This is a genomic window from Sphingomonas sp. CCH5-D11 (genome assembly GCF_001557395.1).
In the GTDB taxonomy this organism is placed as follows: domain Bacteria; phylum Pseudomonadota; class Alphaproteobacteria; order Sphingomonadales; family Sphingomonadaceae; genus Sphingomonas.
The window spans coordinates 1-15793 of the sequence record NZ_LSKH01000270.1 but is presented as its reverse complement, the minus strand read 5'-3'; the positions used below and the strand labels follow the sequence as shown (position 1 = coordinate 15793).

At 65.8% G+C, this 15793-nt stretch carries 15 protein-coding genes; 8 read left to right on the top strand and 7 right to left on the bottom strand.

Going from position 1 to position 15793, the window contains the following annotated elements; genetic code table 11:
• Positions 1 to 88: 88 nt before the first annotated feature.
• Entirely contained in the window at positions 89 to 1141 is a 1053-nt protein-coding gene (locus tag AX702_RS16630; protein ID WP_082746328.1) for a methyltransferase domain-containing protein, read from the bottom strand.
• A gap of 13 nt (positions 1142 to 1154) precedes the next feature.
• Positions 1155 to 2201 (bottom strand): hypothetical protein, encoded by a 1047-nt coding sequence (locus AX702_RS16625; RefSeq protein ID WP_066781394.1) that lies wholly within the window; start codon positions 2199 to 2201, stop codon positions 1155 to 1157.
• 179 nt (positions 2202 to 2380) lie between these two features.
• Here AX702_RS16625 and AX702_RS16620 point away from each other — a divergent pair, with 179 nt between their 5' ends.
• Both AX702_RS16620 and AX702_RS16615 read left to right on the top strand, forming a co-directional pair.
• Positions 2381 to 3676 carry a hypothetical protein gene (locus tag AX702_RS16620; RefSeq protein WP_156455546.1) on the top strand — a complete coding sequence of 432 codons (1296 nt, stop codon included), beginning with the start codon at positions 2381 to 2383 and terminating at the stop codon, positions 3674 to 3676.
• 57 nt (positions 3677 to 3733) lie between these two features.
• Positions 3734 to 4729 (top strand): class I SAM-dependent methyltransferase, encoded by a 996-nt coding sequence (locus AX702_RS16615; RefSeq protein WP_066781389.1) that lies wholly within the window; start codon positions 3734 to 3736, stop codon positions 4727 to 4729.
• Positions 4730 to 4735: 6 nt separating this feature from the next.
• Here the strand turns inward: AX702_RS16615 and AX702_RS16610 are convergent, their stop codons facing one another.
• The 4 genes from AX702_RS16610 to secB all read right to left on the bottom strand — a co-directional run bounded on the left by AX702_RS16610 (position 4736) and on the right by secB (position 8859).
• Positions 4736 to 5425, bottom strand: a complete 690-nt coding sequence (locus AX702_RS16610; RefSeq protein WP_269450407.1) for a metallophosphoesterase family protein — start codon at positions 5423 to 5425, stop codon at positions 4736 to 4738.
• 172 nt (positions 5426 to 5597) lie between these two features.
• A complete protein-coding gene (trpS, locus tag AX702_RS16605; protein ID WP_066781385.1) occupies positions 5598 to 6605 on the bottom strand; it encodes a tryptophan--tRNA ligase in 1008 nt (335 codons plus the stop codon).
• Positions 6606 to 6610: 5 nt separating this feature from the next.
• Positions 6611 to 8212 (bottom strand): murein biosynthesis integral membrane protein MurJ, encoded by a 1602-nt coding sequence (murJ, locus tag AX702_RS16600; protein WP_066781383.1) that lies wholly within the window; start codon positions 8210 to 8212, stop codon positions 6611 to 6613.
• Between the two features lie 134 nt (positions 8213 to 8346).
• Positions 8347 to 8859 (bottom strand): protein-export chaperone SecB, encoded by a 513-nt coding sequence (secB, locus tag AX702_RS16595; protein ID WP_066781381.1) that lies wholly within the window; start codon positions 8857 to 8859, stop codon positions 8347 to 8349.
• 166 nt (positions 8860 to 9025) lie between these two features.
• Between secB and AX702_RS16590 the strand changes: the two genes are divergently transcribed.
• From AX702_RS16590 to AX702_RS16580, 3 genes are all read left to right on the top strand, one after another.
• A complete protein-coding gene (locus AX702_RS16590; RefSeq protein ID WP_156455545.1) occupies positions 9026 to 9667 on the top strand; it encodes a Tim44/TimA family putative adaptor protein in 642 nt (213 codons plus the stop codon).
• A gap of 73 nt (positions 9668 to 9740) precedes the next feature.
• A complete protein-coding gene (gene mltA / locus AX702_RS16585; RefSeq protein WP_082746327.1) occupies positions 9741 to 10994 on the top strand; it encodes a murein transglycosylase A in 1254 nt (417 codons plus the stop codon).
• 31 nt (positions 10995 to 11025) lie between these two features.
• Complete coding sequence (locus AX702_RS16580) at positions 11026 to 11526, top strand: Smr/MutS family protein (protein WP_066781436.1); 501 nt, start codon at positions 11026 to 11028, stop codon at positions 11524 to 11526.
• A 91-nt stretch (positions 11527 to 11617) separates the two neighbouring features.
• On the opposite strand, the gene AX702_RS16575 is transcribed toward AX702_RS16580, so the two are convergent.
• Positions 11618 to 13786, bottom strand: a complete 2169-nt coding sequence (locus AX702_RS16575) for a primosomal protein N' (protein ID WP_066781435.1) — start codon at positions 13784 to 13786, stop codon at positions 11618 to 11620.
• A 58-nt stretch (positions 13787 to 13844) separates the two neighbouring features.
• Between AX702_RS16575 and AX702_RS16570 the strand changes: the two genes are divergently transcribed.
• From AX702_RS16570 to AX702_RS16560, 3 genes are all read left to right on the top strand, one after another.
• Positions 13845 to 14729: a tyrosine-type recombinase/integrase gene (locus AX702_RS16570; protein ID WP_197420655.1), complete on the top strand. Its 885-nt coding sequence runs from the start codon at positions 13845 to 13847 to the stop codon at positions 14727 to 14729.
• Positions 14730 to 14780: 51 nt separating this feature from the next.
• The gene (locus AX702_RS16565) at positions 14781 to 14981 is read left to right on the top strand and encodes a CsbD family protein (protein ID WP_066781377.1); all 201 of its coding nucleotides are present in this window, start codon (positions 14781 to 14783) and stop codon (positions 14979 to 14981) included.
• A gap of 169 nt (positions 14982 to 15150) precedes the next feature.
• A partial coding sequence (locus AX702_RS16560) for an alanine dehydrogenase (protein WP_197420654.1) occupies positions 15151 to 15793 on the top strand: 643 nt, incomplete at its 3' end.

Below are 15793 nucleotides of genomic sequence, written 5' to 3'. Positions count from 1 at the left end.
CGCCCGCGATTCACTGCGGAACGGGCCGTCGAGACATCGAACCTTGGGATCTGGCTGGGTCTTGCCACGCTCCTGTGGCTCTTGATCGCTATTCCCGCGCTGATCTGAGTTCAGGTTGCGCTGCAGCATTCAGCAGCGTCTGACGGGCATCAGGATCGCGCGCCAGTTTGCGCATGCTCTTCTTGAGCTTCGGCTGCTGATCATAATAGCTTAGTAGATCATCGATCTCGATCGGCTGCTCGCGTTTTCGCCCGAAGATGAACATGCCCACGGAAGCGTCCAGCGCCCGCCGGTCGCCGCAGAGGTAATCCAGCAACCTGATCCACACGAACGGGAAAGCAGCGATCTGTCCCAACTTGGTGCTGCGCAGCAAAGACTGGAACAGATAGCGGATCGCCAGCACCGTCATGGTGCCCGGCCCGGTAGATTGTCCGGCGGCCAGCACGTCGAAGTTGCGGAACAGCCAGCGCAGTCCGCTGGGGGACCAGCGATTGAAGTCATAGGCCTGTTCGCAGACCGGCCACATGAAGGCCGTGTCGGTGAACATCAGGCCTCCCGGCTTCAGGATACGGCCTGCCTCCGCCACGACCTTGCGTGGATCGACCACCAGTTCCAGGACGCCCTGAATCCAGACGCCATCCGCCACGCCATCGCGCAGCGGGACTGCATGGGCATCCGCCACGAAGGTGATGTTCGGGGACGCATAGATGTCGAACGCGATGATGTCCGCGTCGGGCGTTGCGTACAGCGGTTCGGAGCCATGTCCGATCTCTCCCGCACCCATCACCACGATCACCGGGCGGCGGCGGGTGGCGCCTTTCTGCACCCCTTCGATCATCATATCGGCCAGCGTGGAGGTATAACGGTTCGAACCGTCGATCACGCGGCTGAGCAGCGCCCGCCATCGACCACGGCCGACCACGCTGGTGGCGCCGCTGGCGAGCGTCGTCTCGCGATCAAGCACGCTGTCGTCAAAGTCGATCAGTACGTCCTTGCCGCCGAGCCTGGGAAAGGAGGACTGCCGATGACGGCAGCGTTCTTCTTCGCAGCGGAGTTGCTCGCCGGCGTCCATCCGGAGATTGCCCCCGCAGATCGGGCAGGCGAGAAGATCCGCAATGGCGGATGTGTCAGTGACCAGCATCGGTCAGCTCCGTTCAGGTATCAGCAGGAGGGTTGGCGGAAAGGTGCAGGAGCCCGGACTCCAGCGCCTCGATCATGACTTGGCCGGCGATAATGCTGATCTCGCGACGATCGGACGCGTCCAGCTCGTCTAGGGCATCGCACGACACATATTGGATCGGTTTGGGCGGGAATAAGTCATCCCATGAAGCGCCGAAATGACGCCGGGCAAAGGCGTCGTTGCCGTCGCGATACATGGCGCGCATCTCCTCCGCCATGGACGTGTCGAACCCGTTGAATCGCATCTGCGGTCGGTCGTGGGCGTGGTTGGCGATCAAGGCCGCCAGTTTCTGCCGGATATGCATCGGCAGGGCGGTGGCCTGTTCACCCAGCGCGATGCGAAGTTGCTCGGCCACAAGCAACGAGAAAGCGCCCGCGCTGGGATTGGTCTCGGTCCGGTCGCCACTGGCAATACCGGCGAGCCCGGCAAGGCAGGGAAGCGAGGTCATGGCACCAACGATGCCGCGGTCACGCACGCGCTTGTCAAAGGCGAGTGTCGCGAAGTCGAACCCGGCCTCGCGGTATTTTTCCTCCAGAAGATTCCAGTTGCCGCCACGTGGGCCATGCTTGCCCACCGCCACATAGTCGCGAAAGCGCGGCAGCCGTGTCATCATTTCGCGCGCCTGGGCATAGCAGGAATTCCGCCACTCCACCTGATCCCGCACGACCAGCACCACTGTCGCCTCATCGCCATATTCGCCAAGCGCGCGGTTCAGCCGTGTCATGTTGGGTAGGAAGCGCAGTGTCGTCATCGCTTCGGCGGACAGAATTACGGCGGCGTCCGGATGCGGTTGCAGCTCACGTTCGAACAGGCGGAACAGGTGAGCGCGGCGCTTCTCGTCCTCGATCGCGCCGCCAAGCGCGCTGACCAGCGCCAAATGATTGCCCCGATGCGTGGCGCCGGTCTCGGGATAGAAGAACCCGGCTTCAATCAGTGCCGCGCGATTGGCAACGGCCCACTCCTGGAACGCCGACGTACCTGTTTTGGGCGCGCCCACGTGAACGATGAACCGCCGCGCCATTTTTTTCTGTTCCCTTAGCCCCGCTCGTGCACGACGCCCCCCGGTGTCGCGCGGGAGATTTGCGTCAAATCCTTGGTATCTGCAACAGCAGGGTGGGTAACGCTTTGTTGCTAAGGCCCTTGATTGGGACGATCGCATTCGCCACCACCCGGGTTCGCCGGTTCGGGTAAGGAGCATTGGTGGCCAGCCCCTCGTCGACGAATGCCGGCACATGGTATCTTCTGAGGTTCCGCCGATACCTGCTTGCGGGGATCGGACCGGTGGTGCTTGCCGGAACGCATTTCCTGCTGTCCTTCGCGATGCTTCGGCTGGAAACACCGGCGGCGTTCGGCACCTACACGTTCCTGTTCGTCGCGGCGCAGTTCACCGTCGCGCTGGCGATGGCGCTTTTCGGGGCACCGCTTCAAACCATTGCCGCGCCGGGCGAGCAGGAGCGCAGCCATGCTGCCGCCGCGATCCTCAGCGCCGCCGTGATCACGGCAGCAGTTGCCGGCATTGGCTTTGGCATTCTGGCGAGTTTCATGGCGCTGCCGACGCCGGCGGCGCTCTGCTACGGCATCTATACCGCGCTGATGATCCTGCGCTGGGTGGGCCGGGCATGGGCCTATGCGAATGATCGCGCAGGGCGCACCGCACTCTCAGATATCAGCTATGGCGCGCTGACGCTGGTGGCGTTCGGCGGAGCGGCCTATGTCGTCCGTCTGCAGCCGGAAACGGCCTGCTACGGCGCGCTGGCGCTCGGCGCGGCACTGAGCCTCCTGGCGTTCGGCACGCCTTACCTGTCGCGATTGTTTACCTGGCCCGGCCGCCAATCGTGGCGCGTCTATCAAGGCATATGGCGCCATCAGTCGCGCTGGGCGCTGCTTGGCGTCCTGGCATCTGAGGCAGCCGCCAACACGCATGTCTATCTCGTCACCCTTGGAGCCGGAGCGGCGGCGATGGCGCCGCTGGCGGGCGCGGCCCTGCTGCTCCGTCCGCTCAATGTGGTGCAAAACGCCCTTGGCGAATATGAGCGGCCACAGATGGCGCGGCTGATCGCGGCGGGTGATACGGCGGAGTTGCGCCGCACCATGCGGTTGTTCTTCTGGGTGTTGATGCTGGCATGGTTTGCCATGGTGGTGCTGGCGCTCGGCATCCTGCGCTTCGCACCGCAGCTGGTTTTTCCCGCCAGTTATGATCTGGGCGTCATCCGCACGGCGGCCCTGTCCTGGATGTCGATCACCTTGCTGATCCTGCTGCAGGTTCCCGCGAACATCATGGTTCAGGCGGCCGGCGGCTTTCGTCAGCTAGCCCGGGCGGTGATCTGGTCCTCGCTGGTAAATGTGGCGGCCGTTGCGATTGCGTTGGTGTTCCTGGCGCCAGTGTGGACGATCGCGGCGATGGCACTTGGGTGGCTGGTCGATCTGGTGCTCGTCCGGCGTGCCGCGCGGTGCCAGTTGCGTGCGATGCCCGCGCAAGGGACAGCGCTTCCTTGACAGCGCGCGTGCGCGACGCTGTACGCGAACCATTCCCCAAAGGAGGCCGGCCTTTCCATGCTACAGCCGACCGCGACGCCCGGTTTCACTTCCCGCAGCGCCTGCCCGGTTTGCGCGGGAACCGATACGCATCGGATCTACACCGCTCGCTATGACGAGGATCCGGTCCGTGCGCTGGTGCAATCGAACTTCGGCCGGCAGGGCATGATCGACTGGTCGCTGCTCGCCGACGTGCCATTCGAGGTCGACAAATGCGCCACCTGCGATCTCCTGTTTCAGGTGCAGACGCCCAATGATGCGTTGCTGGAGGTCATCTACACGCAGATGATCTCTCCTGGCTTTCTGGACGAATATGAGCGCGGCTTGCTGACGCTCGACGAATTCCACCGCATCGCGGGTGAGTTCACCGTCTTGTTCGAGCGGATCGGCAAGCACCCAGCCGACATCACCATGCTCGATTTCGGCGTCGGCCAGGGCCGCTGGGCGCGCGTGGCGCGCGGCATGGGCGCGACCGTCTATGTGACGGAGATCGGCGACGACAAGAAGCAGCTTGCGCGCACGCTCGGCCTCGAGGTGATCGAAGACGAGGATGTGGATCGCATGACCTTCGATCTGGTCCATACTGAACAGGTGCTGGAGCATCTCGTCCATCCGGGTCGCGATTTCGCGCGGCTGGCGCGGGCGGTGGCGCCGGGCGGGCTGTTCAAGGCCGCGATCCCCTATCGCGGCAAGCTGGAGCATTTGCTCAAGAGCAAGGGACTCCCGACCGAGGCCATGTTCGCCAGCGGCGGCGCCAAGGCCATCCCGGGCGAGGTCGAAGCGTTCGCGTCAATCCAGCCGCTGGAGCATCTTAACGCCTTTTCCGAAAAGACGATCGACTGGCTCGCGGCGCACAACGGACTGAGGAAGGTCAGCGAAGTCCGTCGGCGGAGCATCTCGGTGCAAACCGGCAATGCGCAGGGACTGGTGCGGGGCGCAAAAAAGGTCGGGGTCGAACTGGTGAAGGCCGCAGTGAAGCCGAAAATCGGCTATCATGTGCTGGAACGCGCCTGAGAACGCTCACTGGTCCGTCGCGATCACCTCGATGGTTGTGCCTTCAAGATAAACGGCGCTGAGAACGCCGCTGGCATAGGCGCCGGTATCGACTCCGATGCGATTGGGCAGCACTTCCACGCGCGGCGAGATCGTGTGGCCGTGCACGATCACGGCGCCATGGTCGCGCGGATCATCCAGGAACTCCTCGCGGATCCACAGCAGGTCGCGGCGTTGCTGCTTACGCAGAGCAACCCCCGGGCGGATGCCGGCATGGCAGAAGAAATAGTCGCCTGACACCGCCGTCAGCGGCCAGCGGCGGATCCACTCCAGCCACTCCGGCGATACGGCGGCGCGCACTTCCTCGATATAGGCGCCGGCATCCGCGCCATCGAAGGGCTGCAAGCCGAAGCTGGCCGCCGCCTGAGTGCCACCGTTCCGCAGCCAATTGGCAAAGGTCATCGGATCGCGGTCGCACGTCCGCAGCAGCATTTCCTCATGGTTGCCGAGCAGCGTGGTGATGCCCGGCACCTCATGGCGCTTGCGATCCAGCCACTCCAGCGCGCCGCGCGAATCCGGCCCACGATCCACGATGTCGCCAAGGAACACGACATGCGTAGTCGGTACGGCCGGCAAGCTGGCCTGATGCGCCACGATCCGCGTCCACAGCGCGTTCAGCAGGTCGACGCAGCCGTGCACGTCGCCGATCGCATAGATGCGTTCACCCCGGGCGGTGGCGGGCGGGCGCTTTGATCGGCCAAGTCGGCGAAGGGCGTCTAGAATGGCTCGAACTCACGCTGGCAAGGCGTCAGCGTTACACAAAGGGTTACCATCGGCAATCGTCACCGGATCCGCGACCACGGCGAAAACCCCGGCCGCTGGAAACCAGTCAGGCCAGCAGCCCCATGGCCTTCTGCGCCTCGGCCAGCACCGGCGCGGCGAGATCGCGGGCCTTTTCCGCGCCGCGGGCGAGGATCGCATCGATCGCGCCGCGGTCGTTCAGCAGGCGGAGCATCTCGTCGCGGATCGGGCCGAGCTTGGCCACTGCCAGATCGGCCAGCGCCGGCTTGAACTGGCCGAAGCCCTGGCCGGCGAATTCCGCCACCACGCTCTCCGGCGTGCGATCAGCCAGCGCGGCGAAGATGGTCACGAGGTTTTTCGCTTCCGGGCGACCTTCCAGCGCTTCCCACGAATCCGGCAACGCCTCCGGATCGGTCTTCGCCTTGCGGAATTTCTCCGCGATCACCTCATCCGGATCGACCAGCTTCACCACCGATTGCTCGGACGGGTTGCTCTTGGACATCTTGGCCGACGCATCGCGCAGGCTCATGATCCGCGGCGCGGCCTTGCTGATGAGCGGCTCGGGCTGGGTGAACAGCTCGACGCCATAATCGAGGTTGAACTTCGTCGCGATATCGCGCGCCAGCTCCAGATGCTGCTTCTGGTCCTCGCCAACGGGCACGTGCGTGCCGTTGTACAGCAGCACATCCGCCGCCATCAGCACCGGATAGTCATACAGCCCGACCGAAGCGCCCTCGCGGTTCTTCCCCGCCTTGTCCTTGAACTGCGTCATCCGGTTCAGCCAGCCGACCCGCGCCACATTGTTCAGCAGCCACGCCAACTCGCTATGCGCCGGCACGCGCGTCTGGTTGAACAGGATCGAGCGCTCCGGATCGATCCCCGCCGCCACCAGGGTCGCGGTCATCTCGATCGTATTGGCGCGCAATTCGGCCGGCGCGATGAACTCGGTCAGCCCGTGGAGGTCGGCGATGAAATACATCGTCTCGCCGCCCTGCGCCTGAATCTCGTCCTGCATCGCCACCCACTGCTTCACCGCGCCGAGATAATTGCCGAGGTGCAGGTTGCCGGTGGGCTTGATGCCGGAAATGACGCGCATAATGATCAGCTTGCTTTCTTGCGACGCAGGAGGGCGCGCAGGTCCGACAGCCGGTAGGCGCCGGTCACCACGCAGGCGATGCCATAGACCGCCACGCCCGCGCCGACCAGCGCGCAGAGCGCCGCGGCGCGCACCGGCAGCGAACCGGTCATATAGGGGTCGATAGGCGGCGCGATCAGCAGCAGGGTCGCCCCCATCATGGCGGCGGCCAGTGCCAGCCGTGGCACGCGGCGGCGCACCTGTGCGTCGAGCGCCAGATGCCCGCGCCGTGCCAGCACGACGTAGAGCGAGGCGACGTTGATCGTCGAGGCGAGCGCAGTGGCGAGCGGCGGCCCCATCTGCCCGATGCCGTAGCGGCCGAGCAGCGGGATCAGGATCAGGTTGCCGATCAGGTTGACCGCCACGGACCACAAGGCCAGCCGCACTGGCGTCGCAGTGTCGGCCCGCGCGTAGAAGCCCGGCGTCAGCACCTTGACCAGCACATAGCTGGGCAGGCCGATCGAAAAGGCGGAGAGCGCCAGCGCCGCGCGCGTCGTGTCCGACGCATCGAACGCGCCATGCTGGAACAGCCCGCGCACGATCGGCTCGGCCGCGAAGACGAAGGCGGCGGTGGCGGGCAGGGTGAGGAACAGCGCCAGCTCCAGCCCGCGGTTCTGCGTTTCCATCGCCTCCGCCTCGCGCCCCTCAGCGAGCTGGCGCGAGATTACGGGGAGCAGGATGGTGCCGAGCCCGATGCCGATCATCCCCAGCGGCAGCTGGTTCAGCCGGTCGGCATAATAAATGGCCGAGATCGACCCGGCGGACAGCAGCCCGCCGGCAAGCGCGGTGGAGATGGCGAGGTTGATTTGCGCCGCCCCCGCGCCGGTCGCCGCCGGCACGATCAGCTTCAGCAGGCGGCGCACGTCGTCGTCGAGCCGCGGCATGCGCAGCTTCAGGCTCACGCCCGCGCGCCGGCATGCCCACCACAGCCAGGCGAGTTGCATCGCCCCGCCGACCGTGACCGCCACCGCCTGAGACCGCGCCGTCTCATAGGGGTCCGCGCCGTGGAAGAACAGCAGCCCGCCGACCATCGCGACGTTGAGCAGGATCGGCGCCGCTGCGTTGACCCAGAAGCGCCCGAGCGAGTTGAGGATCGCGCCCAGCAGCGAGGCAAGCGAGATCAGCAGAAGATAGGGGATGGTAATGCGTGACAGCGTGACGGCAAAGGCGAATTGCGCCGCGCTCGGATGCTGCCGCTCGAACCCGCCGGACAGGCCCCAGGTGATCGGCCACGCCGCTGCCAGCATCGCCGCGGTGAACACCACCAGCACCGGGAAGAGTAGGGCAAGGGCGCGCTCGGCGAAGTCGATCCCGGCCGCCGTGCCGCCGCCCTCTGCCCCGCCGCCCTCGGCGATCTTCTTGTTGAAGAGGGGGATGAACGCGGCGTTGAACGCGCCCTCCGCGAACAGCGCGCGGAACATGTTGGGCAGGCGGAACGCGACGAAGAATGCGTCAGAGGCGAACCCCGCACCGACATAACTCGCCTGCAGCGTATCGCGCGCCAGCGCGAGCACGCGGCTGGCCAGCGTCAGCCCACCGACCGAACCAAGCGCGCGGGTAAGATTCATCTTGCTACGCCCCGTTCACCAGGATCCCCGTTCGCCCTGAGCTTGTCGAAGGGCGTGTCCGGAACACGGACTTCGACAGGCTCGGCCCGAACGGGGGAGGAACCGTTCGGCTTACAAGTAAGTGAAACCCGCCCTCAGGCCTGGCCGAAATTCCCGGCCTGCAGCTGCGCATCGCGCTGCTCGGCCTGCTGAAGGTAGAGCGCGTTGAAGTCGATCGGCTCCAGCAGCAGCGGCGGGAAGCCGCCGTCGCGGATCGTGTCCGCCACCACGCGGCGTGCGAACGGGAAGAGGAGGCGCGGCGCCTCGCCCAGCAGGAACGGCTGGAGCGCGTCCAGCGGCACGTTGCGCACGCCGAACAGGCCGGCATAGGCCAGCTCGACCAGGAAGGTGACGCGGCCCTGCGTCTCGGCGCGGACCTCGATCTTCAGCGTTACCTCATGTGCGTCCTCGCCCACTTGATTGGCGGCGATATCGAACTGCACGTTGATTTCCGGACCCTGCTGGTTCTGGAAGACCGCCGGGGCGTTCGGGTTCTCGAACGACAGGTCCTTCACATATTGCGAGATCAGGCCGACCGCCGGCGTCGTATCTTCGCCGTTCGGCTGCGGCGTGGTCCCGAAACCGGCGCCAGTATCCTGCTCGTCCATGTCGTCGTTCCTTGAGGGAGAAGGGCGCGGCATGGGCCGCGCACGATGCGTGGGCGCCTAGCAGGCGACCCGATTGGTTTCAACGCCGCTGCCAAGGGGCACCCGCACCCATTTGAAACGTCGGGCGTTGGCGACTATGTTGGAACCTTAGCGTATCGGAGGCCGGGTGTTCTATATAGTCCTTCTCGCGATGGTTGCCGCGTTTCTGGCGCTCCGGCTGTATTCGGTGCTGGGCAAGCGTACGGGGCATGAACCGTTGCCCAAGCCCGCGGAGGAGCGGCCCGTGCCGGCTCCGCTGCCGCGTGCGGTGGAGAAGACCAGCGAGCCGCGTGAGCCGGTAGTAAAGCCGTTCGAGGGCAATGCCGAGCCGGGCGTCCGCGCGATCATTGCCGCTGAGCCGGGCTTTGATGTCGCGCGGTTCATGGATGGCGCACAGGGTGCCTATCGAATGATCCTGGAGTCATTTTGGAAGGGCGATGAAGAGGCGCTCCGCGACCTTGTTTCCCCGGATGTGGGCCGTGCTTTCGGCGAAGCCATTGCGCAGCGTAACGAGACGGGCGACGTGCTGGACAACCGGCTGGTCTCGATCGAGCGCGCCGTTATCACTGGTGCGTCGCTTCAGGGGAAGGATGCCCGCATTACGGTGCGCTTCGATGCGCTGATCGCCGCCGTCACGCGCAACGCGGAGGGCAATGTCATTGCTGGCTCCACCAGCGATGCGGTTGAAACCCATGACGTGTGGACCTTTGCCCGTACCCTGCGTAGCAGCGATCCCAATTGGAAGCTGTCGGATACCGACGAGGCTTGATCGTCAAGGCTTGATCGTCAGGGCTTGAAGGTCGGCCAGGCTTGAGATCGGGCGCGGCTTGAAGATCGGGGGAATGATGCTTCGTCGTGGGGGGATAGCGCTGGCTGCGGCGCTCTCGTTATCCGCATGTGTCGGCACGGTGGTGCCGCCGTCGCCCTCCGGGATTGGAACGGCTCCGCGACCGGCTGTACCGACCCGGCCGGCCGGCCCGGTTCGTCAGCCGACGCCTGCCACACCGATCGCTCCTGTGCCCAGTGCGCCCGTTGCCGGCGCCGCCACCGCTGTCATCGCCGGCCTGGTATCCGGACCGTCTGTCTCCAGCCTGCCGATCACTGGCGATGCCGCCGAACGTGCGCTGGCTGCCTTTCGGATCAGTTGCCCATCGCTGGTGCGCCGCCCTGATCCGACCGGGCTGACCCGCGGGGCCGATTGGAAGCCGGCCTGTGACGCGGCGGCGCGCGGCGGGGACGCGCGGGCGTTCTTCACCCGCTGGTTCGAAACGGTGCAGGTGGGCGACGGGAAAGCGTTCGCGACTGGCTATTATATTCCGGAAATCGCCGGATCGCGCTCATTTCGCTCCGGTTACGCACCGATCTATGCTCGTCCGAGCGATCTGGTGGACGTGGACCTCGGTCAGTTCTCCACCGATCTGAAGGGCAAGAAAATCCGCGGCCGGGTCGAGGGGGCAAGCTTCGTGCCTTATTACGACCGCACCATGATCGAGGAAGGTGCGCTCACCGGCAAGGCCCGCGTGCTTGGCTATGCCGTTGATCCGGTAGAGCTTTTCTTCCTTCAGGTGCAGGGCTCGGGGCTCGTCCGCATGCCTGACGGCGATGTCCTGCGGATTGGCTATGACAGCCAGAACGGCCGCGACTACACTGGCATTGGCAAACTGATGCTCGATCGTGGTTTGATCGGACGGGGCGAGGCGAGCATGCAAGGCATCGTCGCCTGGCTTCACGGCCACCCCGAAGAAGGCCGGGCGATCATGCGCGAAAACAAGAGCTACGTCTTTTTCCGCGTGCTCGACGGACCGCCGCTCGGCGCGATGGGCTTGCCGGTTTCGGATCGCGCCACGGTGGCGGCAGACACGCGCTTCGTGCCGCTGGGCGCGCCGGTGTTCCTGTCGATGGACCGCACGGACGCAACCGGGCTGTGGGTGGCGCAGGACACTGGCGGCGCGATCAAGGGCACCAATCGCTTCGACACCTTCTGGGGCGCTGGCGACGAGGCGCGCGCCATTGCCGGCGGCATGAGCGCCCGTGGCACCGCCTTCCTGCTGGTGCCCAGCGGCACGCTGGCTCGGCTTGGTGTCGCGCGGCCTTAATCCTGACGAAGCCGCGCTCTGGGCGCGGGTGATGGCCACGGTCCGTCCGCTACGCGCGGTGGCGGCCACCGTGCCCAAGCCGGTACCGACCAGCGAGCCTGCGAAGCGTTCCTCCACTCAGGCTGCGCTGCGTTCAGTGCCGCAGCCGAAGAAGCGAGCTGAGCCGCCGGCCAAAGCGGTGCCGGGCATCACGCTGGACGGCGGCTGGGACAAGAAGCTCAGTCGCGGGCTGGTAACGCCGGATGCGACGATCGACCTCCACGGGCACACATTGCACTCTGCGCATGACCTTCTGGACGGCGCGCTCGCCCGCTCGATCGCCCGTGGTGATCGCGTGATCCTGCTGGTGACGGGCAAGCCTCCCCGGCCGGAAAGCGAACGTCCGCATGCGCGAGGGGCAATCCGTGCAGCGATCGGGGACTGGCTGGGCGGATCGCGTCACGCGGGATCGATCGCGGCCGTCCGCGGCGCCCATCCGCGACATGGCGGACAAGGCGCGCTCTACATCGTGCTCCGCCGGCCGCGAGGTTGACGGGAAGCACCTGCGACAGGTGCGGATGTTCCGCGTCCAGCGTCGGTGAACCAACGGGCTGCAATCGAAAGCGCCCATCGCGCTAACACGGTCAAAGAAAGCTGTAGGGGTCCACGTCCACCGCGACACGCACCTTAGACGGCCAGTCGATCGCACCCAACCAGCCGCGAATGACCTCCTGCACGTCCAGCGCCCGCCGGGCATGAATCAACAGGCGAAAGCGGTGCCGCCCGCGCAACATGGCCAGCGGCGCCGGTGCCGGACCATAAACATGCATGCCTTCAACTTCAGGCGCGCTTCGCCCGATCAGGCGAGCGGTTTCCTGGGCCGCAGACTGATCCTCACTGGAAATGATGAGCGCTGCATAGCGACCAAAAGGCGGCGCGCCCGCATCGCGCCGGGCGTCGGTCTCCGCTTCGTAAAAGGCTTCCGAATCGCCAGTGACGAGCGCCTGCATCACCTGTGCGCCGGGCGAGTGCGTCTGGATGAACACGCGGCCAGGCTTTTCGCCACGGCCAGCGCGACCGGAAACCTGCCGGATTTGTTGGAAGGTCCGTTCGGCCGCGCGCAGGTCGCCGCCTTCCAGCCCGAGATCGGCATCCACCACCCCGACCAACGTCAGGTTGGGGAAATGGTAGCCTTTGGTTACGAGCTGCGTCCCGACAACGATGTCGATTGCCCCGGCTTCCATCCGGCCGACGAACTCCGCCGCCTTTGCCGGTGACCAGATCGTATCCGAGGTGACGACCGCGACGCGCGCCTCGGGAAACAGCGCGGTCGCTTCATCGGCAATCCGTTCCACGCCGGGGCCGCAGGCGACAAGGCTGTCTTCCTCGCTGCACTCCGGGCAGGCACGCGGAACAGGCTCGATATGCCCGCAATGGTGGCAGGCGAGACGGCGAGTCAACCGATGCTCGACCATCCACGCGGTGCAATTCGGGCATTGAAAGCGATGACCGCAATGCCGGCACAGCGTCAGTGGCGCATAGCCGCGACGGTTGAGGAAGAGCAGCGACTGCTCACCCCGCGAAAGGGTCTCCTCCAGGGCTGCGACGAGTGGCGGCGCCAGCCACCGGCCGCGATCCGGCTTGTGCTCGAGGAGATCGAGCGCTTCGATCGCGGGCATCTCGGCCGGGCCGAAACGCCCCGGCAGCTTGACCTCATTGTAATTGCCGAGCGTCACCTGCTGGCGGGTCTCGATCGCCGGCGTGGCGGAGGCGAGAATGACGGGACAGTCTTCGAACTTGCCCCGCATCACCGCGACGTCGCGGGCATGATAGTGAACGCCGTCTTCCTGCTTGAAGCTGGTCTCGTGCGACTCGTCGACGACGATCAGCCCGAGCTTGGCATAAGGCAGAAACAGCGCCGAGCGCGCGCCCACCGTCACTCGTGCTTCCCCGCTGGCGATCGCCCGCCAGGCGCGCCGCCGCTGCGTCGACCGGAGCCCCGAGTGCCAAGCCACCGGCTCGCAGCCGAAGCGGTCGTGAAAGCGTTTGAGAAACGGTTCGGTAAGCGCGATCTCCGGCAGCAGCACCAGCACCTGCTGATCCTGGCGAAGCGCCTCCGCCACTGCTTCGAAATAGACTTCGGTCTTGCCGGATCCTGTGACGCCGTCGAGCAGCGTGGGACGAAAGGCCCGGGCAGCGACATCGGCGATGAGCACGTCAGCGGCTGCGCGTTGATCTTCAGACAGGATGGGCGGCGCATGTTCTGCGCGGGGCAGCGGATAGGGGCTGTCGATATCCACCTCGACGCTCTCGATCGCGCCCGCTTTCACCAGCCCGCGAATCACGCTGTCCGATACGTCGGCGATGGCAGCCAGTTCGCGGATCAGACCCTGGCGATCGCCGATCCGTTCCAATGCCTGCTCGCGTTGCGCCGTCATGCGTGCCGGTACGTGCCCGGTCGCGCGATACTCGACGACGTGACGCGATCCTTCCAGTGCGGATGTCGAGGATAGCGCCATGCGGGCGACCGAGGCGGGTGGCGCGAGATAATAGTCCGCCGTCCATTCGATGAGCCGTCGCAGCGCTGGGCGGAGTGGCGGCGCATCTGCGACTGCCAGCAGGTTGCGCAACCGGTTGTCGCCGACCTCGGCGTCCGAAGGCAGTCGCTCCGGCTCCCACACCACGCCCATCAATTGACGTGGACCAAGCGGCGCAACGACGATCGAGCCCGGCTCCACCGACATGCCATGGGGCACGCGATAGTCGAGTGGGCCAAGCGCGGAATTGAGGACGAGAACGCGAGCACGGGACATGCGGATACGCATATGGGGCGCAGGCGACTCGGAGGGAAGCCGGTGATAGAAGAGGCGGGTGGATGACTTGCCCATCTTGTACGCCGCGCATCTCTCCCGCACCCTGCGCCGATCCGAGCACACCGTACGCGCCTATCGCGCGAGTGCCGTGCGGTTCCTCTCGTTCATGTCTCGCCATGCAGGTGGACCGGTCGATCGTGCTGTTTTGGCCAAGGTGACCCCGGCTGATCTGCGGGCATATCTGGCGCATCGGCGGGGCGATGGTCTGGGCAACGCCTCGGCCGCACGGGAGCTTTCTGCAGTGCGCGATTTCCTCGAGTGGGCGAATGGCGAGGGAAGTGCTCCACGACTGAAAGGACCACGCGTCCGCAAGGGTGTGCCCCGTCCGATTGCGCCGCATGAGGTCGTCGCCCTTGCCGAGGAGGTTAGCGATGGCGCGCGGCTTGAATGGGCGGGCAAGCGCGACTGGGCGTTGCTGCTGCTGCTCTATGGTGCCGGGCTTCGTATCGGCGAAGCCCTGTCGCTGACGGGTGCCGCCCTGCCGCTCGGCGAGACGATCACCGTGACCGGCAAGCGCGGCAAGGTCCGGATCGTGCCGCTGCTGCCCCAGGTCCGTGAAGCGCTTGAGACCTATGCGGCGACCGCGCCATGGCCGATCGAACGTCACGCGCCACTTTTCCGCGGCGTTCGCGGCGGGCCATTGTCGCCCGGCGTGGTGCGCGCCGCGGTGCGGGCTGCACGGGCGAACCTTGGCCTTTCGGATCGCACCACGCCGCACGCTCTGCGGCATTCCTTTGCCACCCATCTCCTGGGAAGGGGCGCCGACCTGCGCTCACTTCAGGAGCTGCTCGGCCACGCAAGCCTTGGATCGACGCAGATCTACACTGCCGTGGATGCGGCACATCTGCTGGACGTCTATCGCGCCGCCCATCCCCGGGCGTGAGGGAACATCGCGTGCGCCACCCCGTTCCTTCAGGGTAAAACGGAGGACATCATGGGTGAGTTGGTCGACAAGATTAAGGGCAATGTGAACGAGGCTGTCGGCAAGACCAAGCAGGCGATGGCGGATAAGGATCCGGCCACCCGCACGGCAGCCGACGATCGCCTGGAGGCGGAAGGCGCTGGCCAGGAGATGAAGGGCAAGGGCCAGCAGTTCATGGGCAAGGTCAAGGGCGCGCTCGGCGACGACATCTGACGCGTTTGTGGTTGGGCCTGAGGCGGCTGCTGAAGCAGCCGCGGTCGGGGCTGACGGATCACGGTAGATGAACCACGCGGGGGAGGTTGCCGGAACGGCAGCTTCCCCCGTTGGCGTCATGGCCCGTCTTATCTTTTTTGATGGTCTGATTTGTGACTAGGAGAGCCGCATGCGCGTCGGCGTGCCGAAGGAAATCAAGAATCACGAATATCGAGTCGGGCTTACTCCAGGCGCCGTTCGCGAATATGTGGCCCGTGGCCATCAGGTGCTGGTCGAGACGGGAGCGGGCGCCGGCATTGCGGCGGACGATTCGGTTTATAAGCAGGCCGGCGCCATCATCATACCGACGGCGCAGGAGGTCTTCGCGACCGCACAGATGATCGTGAAGGTAAAGGAGCCGCAGCCAAGCGAGTGGATCCAGCTTCGCGAGGATCAGATCCTCTTCACCTATCTGCACCTGGCGCCCGATCCGGAGCAGGCCAAAGGCCTGATGGCCTCAGGCGTCACCGCCGTGGCTTATGAAACGGTGACCGATCGCGGCGGTGGGCTGCCGCTGCTCGCGCCGATGAGCGAAGTTGCGGGCCGCTTGGCGATCGAGGCAGCTGGATCGGCGCTGATGGCCTATAATGGCGGGCGCGGCGTTCTGCTCGGCGGCGTACCGGGCGTGTCGCCGGCCGAGGTCGTCGTGCTTGGCGGCGGAGTGGTCGGAACTCATGCGGCGCGAATGGCGGTGGGACTGGGCGCAAGCGTCACGGTGATCGACCGGTCACTGCCCCGCCTGCGGGAACTGGACGAGCTGTTTCAGGGGCGGG

Bases quoted from the DNA above. Each gene is read 5' to 3' on its own strand.
- AX702_RS16630 (WP_082746328.1), bottom strand. From the start codon at position 1,141: ATGCTGGTCACTGACACATCCGCCATTGCGGATCTTCTCGCCTGCCCG.
- AX702_RS16625 (WP_066781394.1), bottom strand. From the start codon at position 2,201: ATGGCGCGGCGGTTCATCGTTCACGTGGGCGCGCCCAAAACAGGTACG.
- AX702_RS16615 (WP_066781389.1), top strand. From the start codon at position 3,734: ATGCTACAGCCGACCGCGACGCCCGGTTTCACTTCCCGCAGCGCCTGC.
- trpS (WP_066781385.1), bottom strand. From the start codon at position 6,605: ATGCGCGTCATTTCCGGCATCAAGCCCACCGGCAACCTGCACCTCGGC.
- murJ (WP_066781383.1), bottom strand. From the start codon at position 8,212: ATGAATCTTACCCGCGCGCTTGGTTCGGTCGGTGGGCTGACGCTGGCC.
- secB (WP_066781381.1), bottom strand. From the start codon at position 8,859: ATGGACGAGCAGGATACTGGCGCCGGTTTCGGGACCACGCCGCAGCCG.
- mltA (WP_082746327.1), top strand. From the start codon at position 9,741: ATGATGCTTCGTCGTGGGGGGATAGCGCTGGCTGCGGCGCTCTCGTTA.
- AX702_RS16580 (WP_066781436.1), top strand. From the start codon at position 11,026: ATGGCCACGGTCCGTCCGCTACGCGCGGTGGCGGCCACCGTGCCCAAG.
- AX702_RS16575 (WP_066781435.1), bottom strand. From the start codon at position 13,786: ATGTCCCGTGCTCGCGTTCTCGTCCTCAATTCCGCGCTTGGCCCACTC.
- AX702_RS16565 (WP_066781377.1), top strand. From the start codon at position 14,781: ATGGGTGAGTTGGTCGACAAGATTAAGGGCAATGTGAACGAGGCTGTC.